Here is a 23,196-nt window from a genome sequence, read left to right on the forward strand (position 1 = left end):
GAACCGCACCCCACCACTCCCGCGAGCCATACGCCGTCCCACCCGGCAGCCGCACCCCACCACTCTCGCGAGCCATACGCCGTCCCACCCGGCAGCCGCACCCCGCCGCTCTCGCGAGCCATACGCCGTCCCACCCGGCAGCCGCACCCCGCCACCCCCGCAAGCCCTACTCCGACCCACCCGCCAGCCACACCCCCCTGCTCCCGGCAGCCGCACCCCACCACTCCCGCGAGCCGTACACCGTCCCACCCAACAGCCGTACTCGCTCCCCCCCTCCCCTCCCAGGAACCGCGCTTCGTCCTCCCGGGTGGGGGTGGGGAAGCGGGCGCCGGAGGGAGAGGGCCTCTGCTAGATTGGTCTATACCACACTGCGGGCGCACCTCTCCCTCCTCCCCTACTCCAGATCGGCAGGCACAGCGTGGAAGTTGTCATCGTCCCGGACGCCAAGGCAGGCGGCGAGCTCATCGCGGAGGCCATGGCCGCCCTGGTTCGCGGCAAGCCCGAGGCCCTGCTCGGTGTCGCCACCGGCTCGACCCCGCTGCCCATCTACGAGGCGCTGACGGCGAAGGTCCGCGAGGGTGAGGTGGACGCGTCGCGGGCGCGGATCTGTCAGCTGGACGAGTACGTGGGGCTGCCGGCCGGGCACCCGGAGTCGTACCGGTCGGTGGTGCTGCGGGAGGTCGTGGAGCCGCTCGGGCTGAGCGAGTCGGCGTTCATGGGGCCGGACGGGAGCGCTGAGGACGTGCAGGGCGCGTGCGAGGCGTACGACCGGGCGCTCGCGGAGGCGGGCGGGGTCGACCTGCAACTCCTCGGGATCGGTACCGACGGGCACATCGGGTTCAACGAGCCCTGTTCGTCGCTGGCGTCGCGTACGCGGATCAAGACGCTGACCGAGCAGACGCGGGTGGACAACGCGCGGTTCTTCGAGGGCGACATCGCGCAGGTGCCGCACCACGTCATCACGCAGGGCATCGGCACGATCCTGGAGGCGCGGCACCTGGTGCTGCTCGCCACGGGTGAGGGCAAGGCGGATGCGGTGGCGGCCACCGTCGAGGGGCCGGTGGCATCCGTGGTGCCCGCGTCCGCGTTGCAGTTGCACCCGCACGCGACGGTGGTCGTGGACGAGGCGGCCGCGTCCAAGTTGAAGCTGGCGGACTACTTCCGGCACACCTACGCCAACAAGCCCGGTTGGCAGGGGCTCTAGGCTTCCGGCCGGTTACGCGGCGAACGGCGCCGGGCTCCCCCACAGCTGGGGGGGGGGAGCCCGGCGCCGTTCTGCGTCAGTGCCTCAGGAGCCGGTCGGAACCGGTCAGGAACCGGTCAGGAACCCGTCAGGACCTCTGCCGCCGCCTGGCCGCAGACGCGTGCCGCGCCGTGGGTGGCGATGTGGAGGGCTCCGGTCGGCTTGGCCTGGGGCACGCCCATCTCGACGACGACGGTGTCGGGGCGGGCGGCGAGGAGGTGGTCGACGGCGGCTGCCATCCACGGGTGGCGGTGGGCGTCGCGGACGACGGCGACGATGCGCCGCTCCCCCGCCGCGGCAAGCGCGTCGGCGCCCGCGCGGTCACCGGTGAAGGAGCCGGTCTCGGTGCCGGGCAGACGGCGGGTGAGTTCGGCGGCCACGCCCCAGGGGGTCTCGTCGCCGACGGCGATGTTGGCGACGGGGGTGAAGGCGGCGACGTACGGGGTGCCGGTGAGGGGGCCCGCGTAGGTCTCGGTGTGGGTGACGGTGAGGGCACGGCGGGCCGCGCGCAGGCCGATCTCGGGGTCGGCGGCGCCGGCCGGTCCCGACGCCCGGGAGGCGGAGGTCCAGTCGGCGAGCGCGCGCACCCGGGCGGCGGCGTCGGCGAGGCGCTCCTCGGGGAGTTCGCCCGCGCGGACCGCGGCCACGAGGGCGTCGCGCAGCCGCAGGACCGTGAGCTCGTCGTGCAGGCCGCCGCCCACGCAGATCGCGTCGCAGCCCGCGGCGACGGCGAGGACGGTGCCGCGCTCGATGCCGTACGCCCCGGAGATCGCTCGCATCTCGATGCCGTCGGTGACGATCAGACCGTCGAAGCCGAGTTCGCCGCGGAGCAGATCGGTGAGGACGCGGCGGGACAGGGTGCCCGGCAGGTCCGGGTCGAGGGCGGGGACGCTGATGTGGGCGCTCATCACCGCGCGCGTGCCGGCGGCGATCGCGGCGCGGAACGGGACGAGTTCGCGGGCGTTCAGGACGTCCGTGTCGACGTCGATGTGCGGCACCGCGTGGTGCGAGTCGACGGCGGTGTCGCCATGACCGGGGAAGTGCTTGGCGCAGGCGGCGACGCCCGCGGACTGCATGCCCTCGATGTAGGCGGCGGTGTGCCGGGCGACCAGGGCGGTGTCGGCGCCGAAGGAGCGTACGCCGATGACCGGGTTGCCCGGGTCGGAGTTGACGTCGGCGGACGGCGCCCAGTTGAAGGTGACGCCGCAGTCCGCGAGGCGGCGGCCGAGTTCGGCGGCGACGCCGCGGGTCAGGTCGGGGTCGTCGACGGCGCCGAGGGCGTGGTTGCCGGGGAAGGAGGAGCCGGTGCGCACCTCCAGTCGGGTGACGTCACCGCTCTCCTCGTCGATGGCGACCACGATGTCCTCGCGCTCGGCCCGCAGCTGGGCGGTGAGCGCGGCGACCTGCTCGGGGGTCTGGATGTTGCGGCCGAACAGGCCTACGGAGGCCAGGCCCTCGCCGATGCGGCGCAGCAGCCAGTCGGGCGCGGTGGTGCCGCCGAAGCCGGGCTGGAGCACGGCAAGGGCGTCACGCGTCAGCGAGTCCTGCGCCCCCGCCGAACGGGTACCGGACGTGCCCGCGGAACGGGTACCGGACACCCCCTCGGCAGGGGAGCCGGACACCGCCACGGAAAGCGAGCCGGACGCCCCCGCCGAACGGGAGTCGGAGCCGAGGCCGGACGTCTCTGCGGAAGTGGAAGTCATGGTGCATCAGCCCTTCACGGCGCCGTCGGTCAGGCCGGCCACGGCCCTGCGCTGGAGGAAGACGAAGAGGATCAGGATCGGGATGGCGAACAGCGAGGCCGCGGCCATGGTGGCGCCCCAGTCGTCGCCGAACGCGGTCTGGAAGCTGGACAGCCACACCGGCAGGGTCTTGGCCTCGGCGTCCTTGTTGAGTACGAGGACCAGCGGGAACTCGTTCCAGGCGGTGATGAAGCCGAAGAGCGACGTCGACATCAGGCCCGGCGCGAGCAGTGGCAGGATCACCCGGCGGAAGGCCTGCATCCGGGTGCAGCCGTCGACCATGGCGGACTCCTCGAGCTCCTTCGGCACGGCGGCGACGAAGCCGCGCAGCGTGAGGAGCGTGAAGGGCAGGATCATCACCATGTAGAACAGGGTCAGCGGGATCAGGCTGTTCAGCATGTCCGCGTCGCGCACGATGATGTAGATCGCGATGACCATGACTTCCCACGGCGCCATCTGCGCCAGCATGAAGCCGATGATGAAGCCGCGCCGGCCCTTGAAGCGCATCCGGGCGAGGGCGAACGCCGCGGTCACACCGATGATGAGGGAGAAGACGACCGCGAGGATCGTCACGGTGAGGGAGTTGCCGACCATGGTCCAGAAGTGGTCGGCGTCCATCGCCTTCTTGAAGTGCTCAAGGGTGGCGTCGGTCGGGAACCAGACCGGGTCCTCGGCGATGATGTCGCCGGTCGGCTTGAAGGCCGTCGCGAACATCCAGTACACGGGGAAGACGCAGAAGACGAAGAGTACGACGGCGACCAGGTTGGGCCACAGACGGCCCATCAGCGAGCGCTTCACAGCTCGTCCTCCTCTTGCTTGAGCACGATCCGCAGGTAGAACGAGGTGATGGCCAGCAGGATGACGATGGTGAGCAGCGCGATCGCGGCGCCCATGCCGAAGTGCTGGTTGCCCATGCCCTCGATGTAGGCGTAGACGGGAAGGATCTCGGTGAGCCGGTCGGGGCCGCCCTCGTTGATCGTGAAGACCTGCACGAACGCCTTGAAGACCCAGATGATCTCCAGGAACGTCGTGGCGTAGAGGAAGGGCCGCAGGTACGGCAGCGTCACCTGGGTGAACTGCTTCCAGGCCCCGGCGCCGTCCAGGGACGCGGCCTCGTACAGCTCCTTGGGGATGGTGGTCGTGGCGGCGTACAGGTTGATCGCCACGAAGGGGATGGACATCCAGACGATGAGCAGCAGGACCACGAAGAAGGTCGAGTACTGCGTGGCCAGCCAGTCGTGGTCGGCCATCGACTCGAAGCCGACCTTCGCGAGCATCCAGTTCACGACGCCGAAGCGCTGCGCGAACAGCCACTGGTAGACGGTGCTCGCCGCGACGACGGGCATCGCCCAGGCGAGTACGAGGCCCACCAGGAGGAAGGTGCGCATCCTGCGGCCGAGACGTGCCAGGAGCAGGCCGACCAGGGTGCCGATGATCATGATGAGGACGACGTTGACGGCGGTGAAGGCGACCGAGCGGCCGGTGACCCGCCAGAAGTCCTCGCCGGTGAGGACCTCTTTGTAGTTGTCGAATCCGTTCCACTCCGTGAGGTGCAGAATGAACTGCCTCATGTTGAGGTTCTGGAACGACAGGATCCCGTTGTTGACCAGCGGCCAGCCGAGCAGCAGCAGGGTGACGATGATCGCGGGGGCAAGAAGCAGATAGGGCGTGAGGCCGGCGAGACGCTCCGCGGGCCTGCGCGGGCCCCGTGGTCGTGGCCCGCCGTCCGGTGTCTGCACCTCCGTCGGGCCGGAGGGCGGCCGTTCGGTCTTCTGCACGGTCATGCTCGCCATCTCTTTCGTGGGCAACGCGAAGCGCCGGGGGCGGCGCGGGATGCGCCTGGGCGGCGCGGGGTGCGCCGGGGGCGGCGCGAGGTGCGCCGGGGGCGGCGCGAGGTGCGCCTGGGGGGCGCGGAGAACACGGGTTGCGCCGCGGACGACGCGGAGGAGACCGGCTCACGCCGCCGGTGGCACGAGGAACACGGTCGCGCCGCGGGCGACGCGGGGGACACCTGTCGCGCCGGAAATGGCGCGATAAGTGCGGGTTGTGCCGTAAATGGCGTGAAGCACATTGGTGGTGCCGTCACGGTGCGAGAACGCCGTCACACCGTGACGGCGCGGGACCCGCGTACTCCCGGCGTGCGGGCGCGGGACCCGCATGCTCACGCCGGGAGGGCGCGGAGCCCGCGTACTCACGCCGCGAGGGCGCGAGGCCCGCACGCCCACGCCGGGACCGTACGGAACCCGCGCGCTCACGCTGGGCCGGTACGGACCCCGCATGCTCACGCCGGGCCGGTACAGGACCCGCATGCTCACGCTGGGCCAGTACAGGACCCGCATGCTCACGCCGGGCCGGTACAGGACCCGCGCGCTCACGCCAGGCCAGTACAGGACCCGCATGCTCACGCCGGGCCGGTACAGCACCCGCATGCTCACGCCGGGCCGGTACGGAACCCGCGCGCTCACGCCGTGACGGCGCGGAACGCACATGGGTACGCCGGGGGCGGCGGGGTCGGTGCACCCGCCGCCCCCGGCGGGGTCTGCGTCGTTACTGCTTCTGCGACAGGCGCTTGTTGAGCTCGCCCTCGACCTGCTTGGCGGCGTCCTCGGGCGACTTACCGTTCAGCACCGCGGTCATGTAGTTCTTGAGCGGGTTCGGCGGGTTCTCGACCGCGCCCCACTCCGGGATCAGCGGGGTGGTGCCACCGCCGGCGGCGGCGGGAGCGGCGGCCTCGGCGGCCGGGTTGCCCTCGAGGTTGGACTCGAGCGCCTTCTTGTTCGGGATCTGCCCGCCTTCCTTGGCGAACTGGCCCTCGAACTTGTCGGACAGCGCGATCTTCAGGAACTCCTTGGCCAGCTCCTGCTTCTTGCTGGTCGCGGCGATGGCGAGGTTGGAGCCGCCGAGGAAGACGCCCTCGGGCTTGTCGGCCGTGGCGCCCGGGATCGTGAAGTAACCGATGTCCTTCTCGATCTTCGGGTTGGCCTTGATGGCGGTGGGCGCTTCCCAGCTCATGCCGATGAAGGCGCCGGTCTTGCCCTTGGCGAAGACCTCGGCCTGCTGCGGGGTGGCCTCGTCCTTGTTCTTGGGAGCCTTGGAGAGGTCCGCGAACTGCTTGTAGGTCTTCATGGCCGCGGCGACCTTGGGGTCGTCGAGGTTGGAGACGTACTTGTCGCCGTCCTTCTTGACCAGCTCGGCGCCCTCGCCGATGGTCAGGCCGACGAAGTGGTACCAGTTCTGGCCGGGCAGGTAGATCGGCTCGGCGTCGGTCTTCTCGCCGATCTGCTTCAGGTCCTTGAGGAACTGGTCGCGGGTCTTCGGAAGCTCCTTGATGCCGGCGTCGGCCCAGATCTTCTTGTTGTAGATGACGACGCGGTTGAGCACGAACCACGGTGCGGCGTACTGCTTGCCGTCCACGACCGAGGACTTGTTCATCGACTCGGTCCAGTCGGCGCCGATGGTCTCCTTGAGGTCACCGAGCTCGGCGAGGCCACCGGTCTTGGCGTACGCGGCGGTCTGGGTGTTGCCGATCTCGAAGACGTCCGGCGGGTTCTCCTCGGACAGGGCGGTCGTCAGCTTCTGCTGAATGCCGTTCCACTGCTGGACCTCGAACTTCAGCTTCGCGCCGGTCTTCTTCTCGAAGGCCGCAGTAACATCCTTCTGCCACTGGTCCGGCGTCGAGCCGTCCATCGCCCAGAGCGTCAGGGTCTCCCCCTTGAAGCCGTCCGCCCCGGACTTCTTGTCGTCCTTGTCGTCGCCGCCACACGCCGCGACCGAGACCAACATGCCCGCGACACCGATAGCCGCTATGAGCTTGCGCTTCACAGTCATCCTCCTTTGGATGCCAGCCAACCCCCCACCCGCAGCGACCAAGAGGACCGAGAAAGGACCGAAAGACTGCCCGTGGGACTGGACCTGGTCTTTAATGGTGTAGACCAGTACGGGGAGCTTGGCCTAGACCTTTATAGGTGTCAAGGGTGTATAAGAAGGGCAGTCGCGTCCGTTATCGGACCGACACCTGAGGGGGTTCGGGCCTTTGTCGTGCCCGCGGAATTCCCCCGGGATCACGGCCCCGCGCGACCTTCGCACGAGCGGAGGGAGCCCCCTCGCCCCGGACCGTGCCACGATGTGAGCCGCGACAGACGGAGGACCCGGTGACCACAGCACAGGAGCCGGCGACAACAGCAGCACAGGAGCCCGGAAGGCGGAGCATGGGGACAGAGGCGGGCAGCACCCAGGCCGGGGCGGACACGTCCGCGACGGCGTCCGTGAGCGCGACCGTCCCCGCGGACGGCTCGGGCCCCGGAAAGTCGGTCCGCCCGGCGCGCGTGCCCAAGTACTACCGCCTGAAGCGGCACCTGCTCGACATGACCGAGACGCTGCCGCCCGGTACCCCGGTCCCGCCCGAGCGCACCCTCGCGGCCGAGTTCGACACCTCCCGCACCACGGTCCGCCAGGCCCTCCAGGAACTGGTCGTCGAGGGCCGCCTGGAGCGCATCCAGGGCAAGGGCACCTTCGTGGCCAAGCCGAAGGTCTCCCAGGCCCTGCAACTCACCTCGTACACCGAGGACATGAGGGCCCAGGGCCTGGAGCCGACCTCGCAGCTCCTCGACATCGGCTACATCACCGCCGACGACACCCTCGCGGGACTCCTGGACATCACCGCGGGCGGCCGCGTCCTGCGCATCGAGCGGCTGCGCCTTGCGAGCGGCGAGCCCATGGCCATCGAGACCACGCACCTGTCGGCCAAGCGCTTCCCGGCGCTCCGGCGCTCCCTGGTGAAGTACACCTCGCTCTACACGGCGCTCGCGGAGGTCTACGACGTGCACCTCGCGGAGGCCGGTGAGACCATCGAGACCTCCCTGGCGACGCCCCGCGAGGCCGGCCTGCTCGGCACCGACGTGGGCCTGCCGATGCTGATGCTGTCGCGGCACTCGCTGGACGGCGGTGGCCAGCCGGTGGAGTGGGTGCGGTCGGTCTACCGGGGCGACCGCTACAAGTTCGTGGCCCGCCTCAAGCGCCCCCAGGACTGACCCCCGCACGGGACCGCACACCGGCACCGCGTCCGGGCACTGCGCACCGGCACCGCGTCCGGGCACTGCGTACAGGACCGCGTCCGGGGACCACGTACGGGCACCGCACGGCACCCCACGCGCCCCCCGTACGGGCACCCCGCGAGGACCCGTACGGGCACAGTCCCGCCCGCCCCATGGCGCGGATCACATTCCTGCCCTACCGTCCTCCCGTCACCGCATGAACGTGAACGGGAGGACGGCCCGTGCGCACAGCGAACCCCAAGAGCATCGCCCTCTGGACGGTTGTCGGCCTGATCGGCGCCGCGGGCTGGACCGTACTCGCGCTCTCCCGCGACGAGGAGGTGTCCGCCGCCTGGATGGTGGCGGCCGCCCTCGGCTCGTACGCCATCGCCTACCGCTTCTACGCGAAGTTCATCGCGTACAAGGTCCTGAAGGTCGACAAACGCCGGGCCACCCCCGCCGAGCGGCTCGACAACGGCATCGACTACCACCCCACCGACCGCCGGGTGCTGCTCGGCCACCACTTCGCCGCGATCGCCGGGGCGGGGCCGCTCGTCGGGCCCGTGCTCGCCGCGCAGATGGGCTATCTGCCCGGGACCATCTGGATCATCGCGGGCGTGATCTTCGCGGGCGCCGTGCAGGACATGGTGGTCCTGTTCTTCTCCACGCGCCGCGACGGCCGTTCGCTCGGTCAGATGGCGCGCGACGAGATCGGCCCCTTCGGCGGCGCCGCCGCGCTGCTCGCCGCCTTCGCGATCATGATCATCCTGCTCGGGGTGCTCGCCCTCGTGATCGTGAACGCGCTCGCCGAGTCGCCGTGGGGCACGTTCTCCATCGCGATGACGATCCCCATCGCCCTGTTCATGGGGTTCTATCTGCGCGTCCTGCGGCCCGGCCGGGTCAGCGAGGTGTCGCTCATCGGCGTCGCGCTGCTGCTTCTCGCGCTGGTCGCGGGGCGGTGGGTGGCGGAGTCGTCGTGGGCGGAGGCGTTCACGCTCGCGCCGTCGACACTCGTGATCTGGCTGGTCGCGTACGGCTTCGTCGCCTCGATCCTGCCGGTGTGGATGCTCCTCGCGCCGCGCGACTACCTGTCGACGTTCATGAAGATCGGCACGATCGTGCTGCTCGCGCTCGGGGTCCTCGTCTCCCTGCCGACACTGCGGATGGACCCGGTCACCGACTTCGCCTCGCGCGGTGACGGTCCCGTCTTCGCGGGCTCGCTCTTCCCGTTCGTCTTCATCACGATCGCGTGCGGCGCGCTCTCCGGATTCCACTCCCTGATCTCCTCCGGTACGACACCGAAGATGATCCAGAAGGAGACGCAGGTCCGGATGATCGGGTACGGCTCCATGCTGATGGAGTCGGCGGTGGCGATCATGGCCCTGGTGGCCGCGAGCATCATCGACCCCGGCCTGTACTTCGCGATGAACGCGCCCGCGGGGGTGGTCGGCGACACCGTCCAAGAGGCGTCGAGGGCCGTCGCGGGGTTCGGATACACCATCTCCCCCGAGGACTTGGCGCAGGCCGCCAAGAACGTCGAGGAGAGTTCGCTGCTTTCGCGCACGGGCGGCGCGCCCACCCTCGCGATCGGCGTGTCCGAGATCTTCTCGAAGGTCACCGGCGACTCGCTGCGCGCCTTCTGGTACCACTTCGCGATCATGTTCGAGGCGCTGTTCATCCTGACCGCGCTCGACGCGGGCACGCGCGTGGGCCGCTTCATGCTCCAGGACATGCTCGGCAACGTCCACAAGTCCTTCAGGGACATCAGCTGGAAGCCGGGCCTCGTCCTCACCAGTGCCGCCGTGACCGGCGCGTGGGGCTACTTCCTGTGGGTCGGCGTGCACGAGCCGCTCGGCGGCATCAACCAGCTCTTCCCCATCTTCGGCATCGCCAACCAGCTGCTCGCCGCGGTCGCGCTCGCCGTCTGCACCACCCTGCTCGTGAAGTCCGGGCTCCTCAAGTGGGCCTGGATCACCGGGGTTCCGCTGGCCTGGGACGCCACCGTGACGCTCACCGCGAGCTGGCAGAAGGTGTTCTCCAGCGATCCACGGGTGGGCTTCTTCAAGCAGCGCTCGATCTACCAGGACGCCATCGACGACGGCAAGGTCCTGCCGCCCGCCAAGTCGATGGACGACATGCACACCGTCGTCACCAACTCCACGGTGGACGGGGTCCTTTCGGCCGCCCTCGCGCTGCTCGTCGTCGTCGTCGTGGTGGACGCGCTGCGCGTCTGCGTACGACACGTCCGCGACCCGCTGTCCTCGAAGCTGAGCGAGGCGCCGTTCGTGGAGTCGCGGACGGTGGCGCCCGCCGGTCTCTTCCCGACCGCGGAGGAGAAGGCCGAGCTGGCCGCCGCGTCGACCGCGCCCGCGGCTCCCCGGGACCCGTCGTGATCGCGGCACTGCGCCGCGTGGGGCGCTGGGTGCGGTGGTACGTGCGGGAGTTGACGGACGAGTCGGCGTACGACCGGTACGTGGCGCACGTACGCAAGGACCATCCGGCCGCCACCGTGCCGAGCCGCCGCGTGTTCGAGCGGATGCGGACGGACCGGCAGGAGTCGGACCCCCGGCAAGGGTTCCGCTGCTGCTGAGCTGCTGCTGAGCTGCTGCTGAGAAGCATGGTGATCCGTCCGTTATACGGACGGGGGTTCCGCACCGCGAGACCCGTCGCTTAGATTTCCCGCACGTTGAGCACGGGACAAGTGAGCGAACGGGAGCCACGGTATGCCAGCTGCGCCTGAAGAGAGTCCACCGGTGGTCACACCGGTCCGTGTGGTCATCGCCGTGTGCCTCGTCGCGCCCTTCGTGGCGATGCTCTGGGTGAGCTCCTACGCGAAGGCCGACCCGGACTTCATCGGCATCCCCTTCTTCTACTGGTACCAGATGCTGTGGGTCGTCATATCGACCGTGCTCACGATGGTCGCCTACCAGCTGTGGCAGCGTGACCAGCGCGCCCGCAAGGCTCTCCGGGACTCCCAGGACCTCAGCGAAAGGGCGTCCCGGTGAACGACGGCGTCAACGGCGTCGCACTCGCCGTCTTCATCTTCTTCTTCGTCGCCGTCACCGTCATGGGCTTCCTCGCGGCCCGCTGGCGCAGGGCCGAGAACGACAGCCTCGACGAGTGGGGCCTCGGCGGCCGGTCGTTCGGGACCTGGGTGACGTGGTTCCTGCTCGGTGGCGACCTCTACACCGCGTACACCTTCGTGGCCGTCCCCGCGGCGATCTACGCGGCGGGCGCGGCCGGCTTCTTCGCCGTGCCGTACACCATCCTGGTCTACCCGCTCATCTTCACCTTCCTGCCCCGCCTGTGGTCCGTCTCGCACAAGCACGGGTACGTCACCACGTCGGACTTCGTCCGCGGGCGCTTCGGCTCCAAGGGGCTCTCCCTCGCCGTGGCCGTCACCGGCATCCTCGCGACCATGCCGTACATCGCGCTCCAACTCGTCGGCATCCAGGCCGTCCTCGACGTGATGGGCGTCGGCGGCGGCGAGGACACCAACTGGTTCATCAAGGACCTGCCGCTGCTCATCGCCTTCGGCGTGCTCGCCGCGTACACGTACTCGTCCGGGCTGCGGGCACCCGCGCTGATCGCGTTCGTGAAGGACACCCTGATCTACATCGTGATCGCGGTGGCCATCATCTACATCCCGATCAAGCTCGGCGGCTTCGACGAGATCTTCCAGGCGGCCAACGAGAAGTTCTCCGCGACGAACGAGGCGACCGGGAAGCCGGTCGGGGCGCTCGTGCCGGGTGACGCGGGGACCTGGACCTACGCCACCCTGGCGCTCGGCTCCGCGCTCGCGCTCTTCATGTACCCGCACTCGATCACCGCGACGCTCTCCTCGCGCAGCCGGGACGTGATCCGCCGCAACACCACCATCCTGCCGCTGTACTCCCTGATGCTCGGCCTGCTCGCGCTGCTCGGCTTCATGGCGATCGCCGCCGGAGTCAAGGTCGAGAACGGGCAGTTGGCCATCCCCCAGCTGTTCGAGGACATGTTCCCGGACTGGTTCACCGGGGTCGCCTTCGCGGCGATCGGCATCGGCGCGCTCGTGCCCGCCGCCATCATGTCCATCGCGGCAGCGAATCTCTTCACCCGCAACATCTACAAGGACTTCCTCCGCCCCGACGCGACCCCGGCGCAGGAGACCAAGGTCTCCAAGCTGGTCTCGCTCCTGGTGAAGGTGGGCGCGCTCGCCTTCGTGCTCACCATGGACAAGACCGTCGCCATCAACTTCCAGCTGCTCGGCGGCATCTGGATCCTCCAGACCATGCCGGCGCTCGTCGGCGGCCTGTTCACACGCTGGTTCCACCGGTGGGCGCTGCTCGCGGGCTGGGCGGTCGGCATGATCTACGGGACGGTCGCCGCGTACGGGGTGGCCTCGCCGACGCAAGCGCACTTCGGCGGCTCCTCCAAGGAGATCCCGGGCATCGGCGAGATCGGCTACATCGGTCTGACCGCCTTCGTCCTGAACGTGGTCGTGACCGTGGTCCTCACCTTCGTCCTCAAAGCCCTCAAGGCCCCCGACGGCATCGACGAGACCTCTCCCGAGGACTACACCGCCGACGCAGGGGACAAGGGCGTGCAGGTCGAGCTGCCCACCGTGGGGGCGGGCACGGGACACTGATCCGCTACCGGCCCGGGCCACCGGGCCAGTAGTCTTCTGCCGCCCCTTCCACAGGGGATCCCCGTACGCGACACGGGCCGCCGACTCGTTCGGCGGCCCGTTCGTCGTGTCTGCCCCGAGGTGGCGGGCAACACGCCCGACACAAGATGTGGGCCCGCCTCGCACCACCGGACACAAGATGTATGCTCGTGCTCGCTGTCGCCGCAGGGGAATCCGGTGCAAGTCCGGAACTGTCCCGCAACGGTGTACTGGTACGCATTCGGGCGCTCGCGCCACACCCTGTACCAGTGAGTCCGACGACCTGCCGACGGCGTACCCGGATCGTCCGGTCCGGGTACCGAGACGTCCGGGCCTCGTGGAATGGGTTGGTGGACGCGGAGTCGCCCCTGCGTGGGCGCACGCGTGCCCCGCTGCTCCCCGAAGGCCCAGAGCCGAGCGAGGGAGAGCACCACGTGACCATCGCGCCCGCCGAGCCAGCGTCAGCGCAGGCCGAGCAGCAGCCCGCCGAGACCGGCCACCAGGCCGCGGCAGGACAGGCCGCCCCCGGACCGGCCGCACCCGGCGCCGAAGGCCCCGGTGCCGTCCTGCTGCGCACCCTGACCGACCTCACCGCCGACCTCCCCGACGCCGACCCCGGCCGGGTCGCCGCCGCTGCGCTGCGGGGCCGCTCGGCGAAGGCCGACGAGAGGGAGCTGCGGGAGCTGGCCACCGAGGCCGCCGCCGGGCTCATCTCCGAGGACCCGGCCTACTCCCGGCTCGCCGCCCGGCTCCTGAGCATCGGCATCCGCGAGGAAGCCGCGTCCCAGGGCGTCACGTCGTTCTCCGAATCGGTCGCCACCGGCCACCGCGAAGGCCTGATCGCGGACCGCACCGCCGACTTCGCCCTCCGGCACAGGGCCCGCCTCGACGCGCTCGTGGACGCCGCGCTCGCCGACGGCGCCGACCGCCGCTTCGGCTACTTCGGCCTGCGCACCCTGCACAGTCGCTACCTCCTGCGGCACCCGATCACCCGCAAGGTCATCGAGACGCCGCAGCACTTCATGCTGCGCGTGGCCGCGGGTCTCGCCGAGGACGAGAGCGAGCGGGCGCTCGACGAGGTCGCCGCCCTGTACGGCCTGATGAGCCGCCTGGACTACCTGCCCTCCTCGCCCACGCTCTTCAACTCCGGCACCCGCCACCCGCAGATGTCGAGCTGCTACCTGCTCGACTCGCCGCGCGACGAGCTCGACTCCATCTACGACCGGTACCACCAGGTGGCGCGGCTGTCCAAGCACGCGGGCGGCATCGGGCTCTCGTACTCCCGCATCCGCTCGCGCGGCTCCCTGATCCGCGGCACCAACGGGCACTCCAACGGCATCGTGCCGTTCCTCAAGACCCTCGACGCCTCCGTCGCCGCCGTGAACCAGGGCGGCAGGCGCAAGGGCGCGGCCGCCGTCTACCTGGAGACCTGGCACTCCGACATCGAGGAGTTCCTGGAGCTGCGGGACAACACCGGCGAGGACGCCCGGCGCACCCACAACCTGAACCTGGCGCACTGGATCCCCGACGAGTTCATGCGCCGCGTCGCCGCCGACAAGCCGTGGTCGCTGTTCTCCCCCGCCGACGTGCCCCAGCTCGTCGACCTGTGGGGCGAGGAGTTCGACGCCGCGTACCGCGAGGCGGAGGCGGCGGGTCTCGCGCAGAGGACCATCCCCGCGCGCGACCTGTACGGCCGGATGATGCGCACCCTCGCGCAGACCGGCAACGGCTGGATGACGTTCAAGGACACCGCCAACCGCACCGCCAACCAGACCGCGGAGCCCGGCCACACCGTCCACTCCTCCAACCTCTGCACGGAGATCCTGGAGGTCACGGACGACGGCGAGACGGCCGTGTGCAACCTGGGCTCGGTGAACCTCGGCGCGTTCGTGGACACCGCGGCGGGCGACATCGACTGGGAGCGGCTCGACGCCACCGTGCGCACCGCCGTCACCTTCCTCGACCGGGTCGTCGACATCAACTTCTACCCGACCGAGCAGGCGGGGCGCTCCAACAGCAAGTGGCGTCCCGTGGGCCTCGGCGCCATGGGCCTCCAGGACGTCTTCTTCCAGCTGAAGCTGCCCTTCGACTCGCCCGGGGCGCGCGCGCTCTCCACCCGGATCGCCGAGCGCGTGATGCTCTGCGCGTACGAGGCGTCCGCCGACCTCGCCGAGCGCAACGGCCCCCTCCCCGCCTGGGAGAAGACCCGCACCGCGCGCGGTGTCCTGCACCCCGACCACTACGGCGTGCGGCTCGCCTGGCCCGAGCGGTGGGCGGCGCTGCGGGAGCGCGTCGCGGCCACGGGCCTGCGCAACTCGCTGCTCCTCGCCATCGCGCCGACCGCCACCATCGCGTCCATCGCGGGCGTGTACGAGTGCATCGAGCCGCAGGTCTCCAACCTGTTCAAGCGCGAGACGCTGTCCGGCGAGTTCCTCCAGGTCAACACCTATCTGGTGGAGGAGCTCAAGCGGCTCGGCGTGTGGGACGCGCAGACCAGGGAGGCGCTGCGCGAGTCCAACGGCTCGGTGCAGGGCTTCAGCTGGGTGCCCGAGGAGGTCCGGACGCTGTACCGCACGGCCTGGGAGATCCCCCAGCGCGGGCTCATCGACATGGCGGCGGACCGCACGCCGTTCCTGGACCAGGCGCAGTCCCTGAACCTGTTCCTGGAGACGCCGACCATCGGCAAGCTCTCCTCGATGTACGCCTACGCCTGGCAGCGCGGCCTGAAGACCACGTACTACCTGCGCTCACGCCCGGCGACGCGCATCGCCCGCGCGGCCGGGGGCTCCGCCGCCACATCCGCTCCCGCCCCCGTCCCCGAGCAGGCGAGCGACCCCGAGGCGGTCGCCTGCTCCCTGGAAAACCCCGAGTCCTGCGAGGCCTGCCAGTGATGTCCCAGTCCGAACTGCACACCACGAACACCAGTGGTGAGAAGAACCTGCTCGACCCCGGCTTCGAGCTGACGCTGCGCCCGATGCGCTACCCGGACTTCTACGAGCGCTACCGGGACGCGATCAAGAACACCTGGACCGTGGAGGAGGTCGACCTGCACTCGGACGTGGCCGACCTGGCCAGGATGACGCCCGAGGAGCAGCATCTGATCGGCCGCCTGGTCGCGTTCTTCGCGACCGGCGACTCGATCGTGGCGAACAACCTCGTCCTGACGCTGTACAAGCACATCAACTCCCCCGAGGCGCGTCTCTACCTGAGCCGTCAGCTGTTCGAGGAGGCCGTGCACGTCCAGTTCTATCTGACGCTGCTCGACACCTATCTGCCCGACCCCGAGGACCGCAACGCGGCCTTCGCGGCGGTGGAGAACATCGCGTCCATCCGGGAGAAGGCCGAGTTCTGCTTCCGGTGGATGGACTCGGTGGAGAAGCTGGACCGCCTGGAGACCCGGGCCGACCGGCGCCGCTTCCTGCTGAACCTGATCTGCTTCGCGGCGTGCATCGAGGGCCTGTTCTTCTACGGTGCCTTCGCCTACGTCTACTGGTTCCGCAGCCGGGGCCTGCTGCACGGTCTCGCCACCGGCACCAACTGGGTGTTCCGTGACGAGACGATGCACATGAGCTTCGCCTTCGACGTCGTGGACACCGTGCGCAAGGAGGAGCCGGAACTCTTCGACGACGCCCTCGAGCAGCAGGTCACGGACATGCTGAAGGAGGCGGTCGAGGCCGAGTTGCAGTTCGCGCGCGACCTGTGCGGTGAGGGACTGCCCGGCATGAACACCGATTCGATGCGCGAGTACCTCCAGTGCGTCGCCGACCAGCGCCTCCAGCGCCTCGGCTTCGCGCCGGTCTACGGCTCCGAGAACCCGTTCTCGTTCATGGAGCTTCAGGGTGTGCAGGAGCTGACCAACTTCTTCGAGCGGCGCCCGTCGGCGTACCAGGTCGCCGTGGAGGGCTCGGTCTCCTTCGACGACGAGTTCTGAGGCCCGGGGCTGCCCCGCTCCGCGTCCCGCAGCTGGCGGTCGATCCGCCGGTCGTGCGCGTGGCCGATGAGTGAGGGCAGCGCCATGAGCAGGAAGACTCCGAGGACGGCCGCCGTGTCGAGTACGTCGTGTGCGTTCATGACGTCCACTCTCGCGGCGGCCGTCCGCGCACGGCAGTGGCAGTACTGCCGTACAGCCTCGATTTCCTGCCAGAGCTGCGGCACACTGGCGGCATGCTGACCAACGTGGCCGCCGTGGCGCTCGACGGGGTGCATCCCTTCGAACTCGGCGTGGTGTCCGAGGTGTTCGGGCTCGACCGCAGCGACGAGGGGCTGCCGGTGTACGACTTCGCGGTCGCCTCCGCCGAGGGCCCGGTGCTCTCCACCCACGCCGGTTACGCGATCATCACCGGGCACGGCCTCGAACGGCTCGAAGAGGCCGACCTCATCACCATCCCGGCAGGCGACTCCTACGTCACCAGGGACTTCCCGCCCGAGCTGCTCGACGCCCTGCGCCGCGCCGCCGACCGCGGCACCCGGGTCCTGAGCGTCTGCACCGGTGTCTTCGTGCTCGGCGCGGCCGGTCTCCTCGACGGGCGGCGGTGCGCGGTGCACTGGCGGCACGCCGAGGAACTGACGCGCCGCTTTCCCCGGGCCGTCGTCGAACCGGACGTGCTGTACGTCGACGAGGACCCGGTCATCACCTCGGCGGGCACCGCCGCGGGCATCGACGCCTGCCTGCACCTGGTCCGCAGGGAGAACGGGGCGGAGGTCGCCAACGCCATCGCCCGCCGCATGATCGTGCCGCCGCACCGCGACGGCGGCCAGGCCCAGTACATCGAGCGGCCGCTGCCCCGCACCCGGTGCGACACCGTCGGCGAGGTCCTGGCCTGGATGGAGCGCCACCTCGACCAGGAGGTGACCGTCGACCGGCTCGCCGCCCGCGCCCACATGTCCCCGCGCACCTTCGCCCGCCGCTTCCAGCAGGAGACCGGCACCACGCCGTACCGCTGGCTGCTGCGCCAGCGCCTGCTGCGCGCCCAGGAACTCCTGGAGACGACCGACGAGACCGTGGACACGATCGCGTACCGGTCGGGGTTCGGGAACGCGGCCGCCCTGCGCCACCAGTTCGTGCGCGCCCTCGGCACCACACCGAACAGCTACCGGCGCACGTTCCGCGGCCCGGGCACCGGCTCCGCCGCCTGAGAGGGCCCGGGCACCGGCCCCGCCGCCCGGGGAGGGAGGCGGGCCGGCGCCCGGGCCGGGGTGGGCGTCAGCGGCGCTCGGCCCGCAGGACCAGCTTCTTCGGGTGCAGCGTGATGCCCACCTTGGTGTCCGTGTCGGTCCGCCCGACCCGCCGGAGCCGCCACATGGGTGCGACGGTGGCGAGGATGATGGTCAGCTCCGCCAGGCTGAAGTGATCGCCGGGGCACTTACGGTTGCCGACGCTGAAGGGCATCATCGCGAACTCCGGTACGTCGGCCGCGCGTTCCGGATTCCAGCGGTCGGGGTCGAACTCCAGGTGCCGCTCGAAGGAACGCGGATCACGCTGCATCGCGTACACGCTGTAGACGATGTCCGCGTCGGCCGGAATCGCATATCCGCCGAGGTCGGTCCCGGCCACCGAGCGGCGCGTGAAAATCCACGCGGCCGGTCGGATACGCATCGCCTCCGTGACGACATTGCGCGTGTGCGGCAGCTCCTTGAGATCGGCGAAGGCGACCGGGCGCCCCCGCGCCACGGAATTTACCTCTTCAACCAAGCGCCTTTCCTGCTCCGGGTGTTCGGTGAGCAGATGGAACGCCCACGCCAAGGTGGACGCGACATTCTCCGCGCCGGCCACGACGAGCGAGACCACGTGGTCGTGGATCTCCCGGTCCGTCAGCGGCCGCCCGGATTCGTCGTGCGCCGCGAGCAATACGGCGAGGAGGTCCTGTTCGCCGCCGTTCCCGCGGGCGCGGCGTTCGGCGACGATCTCGTCGACGAGTGCGTGCAGATCGGCGAGCGCGCGGGCGAAGCGCCGGTTGGCGGGGGTCGGCACCCGGTGGAGCGGGCCGACGGAGAGCACCATGCGGCGGTACAGACCTTCGAAGACGGTGTGCAGCGAATCGCTGATCCGGTCCGCCTTCGCACCGATCGACTCGACCTCGAGGAGCGAGCGGGACACGATGCGCACGGCGGTGCGGAACATCTCCGCGCCGACGTCCACCGTGCTGCCGTCCACCCAGCGCGCGGCCGTCGCCTGTGCCTCCTGCTCCATCACGCGGGCGTAGTCGGCGATGCGCTCGGGCCGGAACGCGGGCTGCATCATCCGGCGCTGACGGCGGTGCAGCGGGCCGTTGCTGGTCGCGACGCCCTTGCCGAGCAGGACCTCCAGGGTGTCCCACAGCGGCCCGCCCACGATGTAGTCGGGGCTCTTGAGCATCTCGCCGACGAGCTCGGGAGCGCACACCGCGTAGGCGGTCCTCGGCCCGAGCCGGATGCGGACGAGGTCCCCGTGGTCGCGCAGGGCCGTCAGGAAGCCCAGCGGGTCGCGTACGAGGTTCCAGGCGTGGCCGAGAAGCGGTGCTCCGCCGGGGACCACGGGTGGGGTACGGAGCCCTTTCGGAGCGGTGTGGGCGGGTCGCGCGGAAGCGGCTGATTCGACGGTCATCATTCACCACCGGAGGGATCGGTTTCTGCCAGTGCGGTGCCGGATATTCCTGCCGTCGTGCCGCCCGGTAATTCGGGCGCGCCGGTGTCCGACACATACGGCGGAAGGGTTTGGTCGTCCCAACTCTCGACGCGATACCTGCCGGACTCGTGGTGGAACCAGTACACGGAACTGAACCAGTTCCGCATATTGAAGAGGCAGGATTGCAGCGCGGCGCTCACTTTCCTTCCCGAGGCACTCCCGTCCTTCAGCTCGGCGGCGAGCCGGAGGACTTCCGGCTCCGCCGCGAGGAAGTCACGGACGCAGTCGCTCACTCTCCTGTGGACTTCGGCGACCGCTTCCTGGAGCGAGAGTCCCTCGTGCTGGATGAGGGATATCCCGAGGTTGTGCACCTCGTCGCCCGCCAGTTCCTTGGGGAGCGAGCAGAGGTCGTTGTACCAGGCGGAGAAATCCTGGGTCGCGAGCGCCGCCGCGCGATAGGCCGGGTGTTTCCGCACCGCTTCCGGCAATTCGCAGCGCGCGGTGGGTTCGAGCAGATCGATCCACACCCAGTGCGCGAAGGTGAGGCGGCGCAGTTCCACGTACGCCGCCACGCCAGGGACGGTTCCGGTGCGCCGGTTGCCGAACTCGTGGTCGTAGGCGTCGATCACCGGGTGGAAGTGCCGGGCGAACCGGGCGTTCCAGCGCGGTCCGAGGTGTCCGTAGAGGCGCAGGACACAGTCCGCGAAGCCTGCGACCAGTGGGTCCGGGTGGTCCAGTTGCTCCCGCGGGTGCTCCAGGGTCCGGTGCAGGCCCTGGCACAGCCGCCGCCACTGCGCCGTCCTGCCGTGCACCGCGTCGCGGTCGTGCCGGTCGTCCCAGCCGAAGAACCAGGAGCTCAAGTCGGCTATGGCGTCGAGCAGTTCGTCAGGGGCACCGATGTAGTAGCCGGCCACGAGGTCGGTGTAGCAAAGGCTGTCGGCATATGCCGCCACCTTGTCGGGGGGCATGAGTCGCTTTTCCAGGAGCCATGCCCGCGAGTTCTCCTGAAGCTTTGGCCAATGCGGATGCAGATGCCGTGGAAACTCCGTCTCCACCACTGGGAGAGCCAGTGCGGGTGGTACGGATACCACCAGCCGACGAACGTCCGGACGCGCCGCACCGGCCGGCTTCCGGCGTTGCCGCGGGACGCGTTCCGCTGCATATGCCGCAAGCCCTGCCGGTACCCGTGTCGCCCGGTCCGACCGTGAAGTGCTGTGTGAGGAAGCAGGCACGAACAAACCCCTCTCGAACGCCTGAGGACCCACGCCCCTCCCGTCGTGCCGGGCGCGCGCCGTTGCGTATCACCGCGCTTTCCATTCAGCACTACAAGTGACCTTACAGGGAACAGATTTGCGCCATTCACTACCCCAGCATGCCGAGAACATCCCCTTACGTGACTGAATATGGATTAATGGCGGCTGATCGTGAACCAGTCCTGTCTGGTTTTGCACAGGTACGCCAACGGCCCCTGGTCGGTGGGGTGTCCCCGACCAGGGGCCGCTGTTGTCACGCGCTTCCCACGCGCCTCAGTCGTCGCGCACTTCAGTCATTCGGCACGACGGGGTAGCGCGGAGTGCCCTCCTCCATCTGCCGCAGCGCGTCCTTGCGCTCCCGCTTGGAGAGGCGGTCGATGTACAGATAGCCGTACAGGTGGTCCGTCTCGTGCTGGAGGCAGCGCGCGAAGTAGCCGGTGCCGCGCACCTTGACGGGGTTGCCCTTCTCGTCCTGCCCGGTCACGACCGCGTAGTCGGGGCGCGCGAGGGGGGCGTACGCCGTCGGCACGGACAGGCAGCCCTCGCCCGAGTCGTCCAGGCGGCGCCGGTCCGCGGGCAGGTCCTGAAGGACCGGGTTGCACACGACGCCCACGTGCCGCACGCCCTCGTCGTCCTGGCAGTCGTACACGAACACCTTCAGGTCGACGCCGACCTGGTTCGCGGCCACACCGACGCCCTGGGCGACGCGCTGGGTCGCGAACATGTCGTCGATCAGCTTCGCCAGGTCGTCGTCGAAGGCGGTGACGTCCTTGCACTCCTTGTGCAGGACCGGGTTGCCGACGACCGTGATCGGACGGGACGTGCCGCGCTCGCGGTAGGCCGTCTCGCGCGCCTCGCAGTCCTCCGTGTCGATGACGAAGCCCTCGTCGTCGACCGGGAGCACTCCACCCGGCTGCTGCTGCTCAGTGTCCTGCGCCATGTCCGCCGTATGCCTTCTTCCTGGGAACCGCTGCGTGTGGTGCCCGTACAGGGTACGGCGTCCTCCTCCGCCGGGCAGGCGATGCGGTCTGCTCCCACCCACCCGCCCTTCCCCCGCCCGGGGGCCGGGCCGGTCCGGCGCCTGCGGGCGGGCACGCGGAGCACCATCAAGCCGGTCTGGCACCTGCGGGCGGGCAGGCAGAACACCATCCGCCCCGTCTGGCACCTGCGGGCGAGCACGCAGAACACCATCCACCCCGTCTGGCGCCTGCGGGCGAGCACGCGGAGCACTACCAAGCCCGTCCGGCACCTGCGGGCGAGCGCGCAGAGCACCATCCAGTCCGTGCGGCGCCTGCGGGCGGGGGCGCAGAGCACCACCCAGCCCGTCCGGCACCTGCGGGCGAGCGCGCAGAACACCATCCACCCCGTCCGGCACCTGCGGTCGGGCACGCAGAGCACTATCAAGCCCGTCCGGCGATTGAGGACGAGCGCGCAGCGCGAAAAAGAGCCCGTCCGGCGATTGAGGACGAGCGCGCCAGCGCGACAACCCACCCACGCGCCCGCAGGCAAGCAATCCAGCTCAGCCCCACGCCAGCAGCCCCCAGGCAAGCAACCCGGCCCAGCCCCGCGCCAGCAGCCCGCAGGCAGTCGATCCAGCTCAGCCCTGCGCCAGCAGCCCCCAGGCAAGCAATCCGGCTCAGCCCTGCGCTAGCAGACCTCTTCCAGGTCCCGCCAGTCCCGGGAGTCCGGACTGTCGGCCACCCACCCGTCGAGGAGCCCACGGACGAGCCCGGCAGGGGCGGCGATCCCGCACTCGCGCTCGGGCACCCAGAGCGCACCGGGACTCCGGTGCCCGAGCGGCCCCGGATGCCCGGGCTCACTGTGGTCGTGGGGATCCAGATGCTCCCCGTCCCCCTCGTCACTGGGCATCCGCGACTCCGAGCACATCCGGCACAGCAGCCGCACGGACGACGACCAGTCCTCCGCGGCGAAGCCCGCGTCGGCAGCGAGCCGCTCCAGGGAGTCCCTGTCCTCCTCCGTGGCGGCCTCCAGGAGCACCACCCAGGTGGGCACCGGCGAGGGCGCCCACAGCTCGATCTCGTCGAAGACGGGGTAGGAGTGCCCGGCGGCCGTGGTGCGCTCGCCGTGCGGCACCCCGTCGTGCAGGACCACCTCGCCCCAGCGGCGCCCGGAGGACGGCAGCGGAATGGAGAGCACCTCCATGCGCGCCGGATCCAGCCTGCGGCCCCACACGACCTCCGCCTCGCCCTCCGGCGAGAGCCGCACGGCCGCGCTGCCGAGCTCCATGCCCGTGGGCTCACCCGTGGCCGCGACCCCGCCCGGCACCTTCAGACCGTACGCCTGCCAGGACCTGCGGGCCAGCGGCCAGTCCTGGAGGGCGGTCGCCGCGATGCCCACGTTCCACCAGTCCGGGGCGCCCGCCGACCGGTCCAGGAGCGCCACCGCCCGCAGCCCCGCGGCCCGCGCCTGGTCCCAGTCGTGCCGGAACTTGTGCAGGAGCGCGAGGTTGAACCAGGACTCGGACAGCCAGGGCTCGAGGTCCGCGGCACGTGTCAGGAGCGCGCCCGCGTCCTCGTAGCGGCCGTCGCCGATGAGCGTGAACGCCCGGTCGGTGGCCTGCCGCCAGGAGGCGGAGGGCCGGTGTCGTCCCTTGCCGAAGATCCTCACGATTCCCGCCTGCCAGCTCTTGTCGGGGTTGCCCCGCTTCCGTGCTGC

Annotated in this window: 17 protein-coding genes and 1 riboswitch; of the genes, 9 read left to right on the forward strand and 8 right to left on the reverse strand. The window is 70.2% G+C overall.

Annotated elements, in window-relative coordinates:
• Window positions 1–418 precede the first annotated feature (418 nt).
• A complete protein-coding gene (gene nagB, locus ACH4DX_RS11145) occupies window positions 419–1,204 on the forward strand; it encodes a glucosamine-6-phosphate deaminase (protein WP_398154894.1) in 786 nt (261 codons plus the stop codon).
• Between the two features lie 116 nt (window positions 1,205–1,320).
• Here nagB and ACH4DX_RS11150 read toward each other — a convergent pair whose 3' ends face one another.
• From ACH4DX_RS11150 to ACH4DX_RS11165, 4 genes are all read right to left on the reverse strand, one after another.
• Window positions 1,321–2,946, reverse strand: a complete 1,626-nt coding sequence (locus tag ACH4DX_RS11150; protein WP_398154895.1) for a glycoside hydrolase family 3 protein — start codon at window positions 2,944–2,946, stop codon at window positions 1,321–1,323.
• 6 nt (window positions 2,947–2,952) lie between these two features.
• Entirely contained in the window at window positions 2,953–3,783 is an 831-nt protein-coding gene (locus tag ACH4DX_RS11155) for a carbohydrate ABC transporter permease (RefSeq protein WP_398120461.1), read from the reverse strand.
• A complete protein-coding gene (locus ACH4DX_RS11160; protein WP_398120459.1) occupies window positions 3,780–4,769 on the reverse strand; it encodes a carbohydrate ABC transporter permease in 990 nt (329 codons plus the stop codon). Before ACH4DX_RS11160 ends, ACH4DX_RS11155 begins: the two co-directional genes overlap by 4 nt.
• 763 nt (window positions 4,770–5,532) lie before the next feature.
• Complete coding sequence (locus tag ACH4DX_RS11165; RefSeq protein WP_398120457.1) at window positions 5,533–6,807, reverse strand: extracellular solute-binding protein; 1,275 nt, start codon at window positions 6,805–6,807, stop codon at window positions 5,533–5,535.
• 386 nt (window positions 6,808–7,193) lie between these two features.
• Here ACH4DX_RS11165 and ACH4DX_RS11170 point away from each other — a divergent pair, with 386 nt between their 5' ends.
• The 8 genes from ACH4DX_RS11170 (at window position 7,194) to ACH4DX_RS11205 (ending at window position 17,799) form a co-directional block, all read left to right on the forward strand.
• Window positions 7,194–8,015, forward strand: a complete 822-nt coding sequence (locus ACH4DX_RS11170; protein ID WP_398154896.1) for a GntR family transcriptional regulator — start codon at window positions 7,194–7,196, stop codon at window positions 8,013–8,015.
• A 245-nt stretch (window positions 8,016–8,260) separates the two neighbouring features.
• Window positions 8,261–10,411, forward strand: a complete 2,151-nt coding sequence (locus tag ACH4DX_RS11175; protein ID WP_398154897.1) for a carbon starvation CstA family protein — start codon at window positions 8,261–8,263, stop codon at window positions 10,409–10,411.
• Window positions 10,411–10,608, forward strand: coding sequence for a CstA-like transporter-associated (seleno)protein (locus tag ACH4DX_RS11180; protein ID WP_398155249.1), 198 nt, complete (start codon window positions 10,411–10,413; stop codon window positions 10,606–10,608). Before ACH4DX_RS11175 ends, ACH4DX_RS11180 begins: the two co-directional genes overlap by 1 nt.
• Before the next feature lie 133 nt (window positions 10,609–10,741).
• Window positions 10,742–11,023 carry a DUF3311 domain-containing protein gene (locus ACH4DX_RS11185; RefSeq protein ID WP_398120451.1) on the forward strand — a complete coding sequence of 94 codons (282 nt, stop codon included), beginning with the start codon at window positions 10,742–10,744 and terminating at the stop codon, window positions 11,021–11,023.
• Window positions 11,020–12,645, forward strand: a complete 1,626-nt coding sequence (gene mctP, locus ACH4DX_RS11190) for a monocarboxylate uptake permease MctP (RefSeq protein WP_398120449.1) — start codon at window positions 11,020–11,022, stop codon at window positions 12,643–12,645. The genes ACH4DX_RS11185 and mctP overlap by 4 nt, the downstream gene beginning before the upstream one ends.
• 165 nt (window positions 12,646–12,810) lie before the next feature.
• A riboswitch (cobalamin riboswitch) is annotated at window positions 12,811–12,969 on the forward strand.
• Between the two features lie 128 nt (window positions 12,970–13,097).
• Complete coding sequence (locus tag ACH4DX_RS11195; protein WP_398154898.1) at window positions 13,098–15,554, forward strand: ribonucleoside-diphosphate reductase subunit alpha; 2,457 nt, start codon at window positions 13,098–13,100, stop codon at window positions 15,552–15,554.
• A complete protein-coding gene (locus ACH4DX_RS11200) occupies window positions 15,554–16,594 on the forward strand; it encodes a ribonucleotide-diphosphate reductase subunit beta (RefSeq protein ID WP_398120445.1) in 1,041 nt (346 codons plus the stop codon). The genes ACH4DX_RS11195 and ACH4DX_RS11200 overlap by 1 nt, the downstream gene beginning before the upstream one ends.
• 233 nt (window positions 16,595–16,827) lie before the next feature.
• Window positions 16,828–17,799: a helix-turn-helix domain-containing protein gene (locus ACH4DX_RS11205; RefSeq protein WP_398154899.1), complete on the forward strand. Its 972-nt coding sequence runs from the start codon at window positions 16,828–16,830 to the stop codon at window positions 17,797–17,799.
• A 67-nt stretch (window positions 17,800–17,866) separates the two neighbouring features.
• On the opposite strand, the gene ACH4DX_RS11210 is transcribed toward ACH4DX_RS11205, so the two are convergent.
• The 4 genes from ACH4DX_RS11210 to ACH4DX_RS11225 all read right to left on the reverse strand — a co-directional run bounded on the left by ACH4DX_RS11210 (window position 17,867) and on the right by ACH4DX_RS11225 (window position 23,148).
• Window positions 17,867–19,246: a cytochrome P450 gene (locus tag ACH4DX_RS11210; RefSeq protein ID WP_398154900.1), complete on the reverse strand. Its 1,380-nt coding sequence runs from the start codon at window positions 19,244–19,246 to the stop codon at window positions 17,867–17,869.
• Window positions 19,246–20,235 (reverse strand): multidrug MFS transporter, encoded by a 990-nt coding sequence (locus ACH4DX_RS11215; RefSeq protein ID WP_398120437.1) that lies wholly within the window; start codon window positions 20,233–20,235, stop codon window positions 19,246–19,248. The genes ACH4DX_RS11210 and ACH4DX_RS11215 overlap by 1 nt, the downstream gene beginning before the upstream one ends.
• A gap of 574 nt (window positions 20,236–20,809) precedes the next feature.
• Window positions 20,810–21,460 (reverse strand): peptide deformylase, encoded by a 651-nt coding sequence (gene def, locus ACH4DX_RS11220; protein WP_398120435.1) that lies wholly within the window; start codon window positions 21,458–21,460, stop codon window positions 20,810–20,812.
• A 707-nt stretch (window positions 21,461–22,167) separates the two neighbouring features.
• Entirely contained in the window at window positions 22,168–23,148 is a 981-nt protein-coding gene (locus ACH4DX_RS11225; RefSeq protein WP_398120804.1) for a tetratricopeptide repeat protein, read from the reverse strand.
• Window positions 23,149–23,196: the final 48 nt, after the last annotated feature.

It is taken from the genome of Streptomyces sp. NPDC017940 (genome assembly GCF_044328435.1).
Lineage (GTDB): Bacteria > Actinomycetota > Actinomycetes > Streptomycetales > Streptomycetaceae > Streptomyces.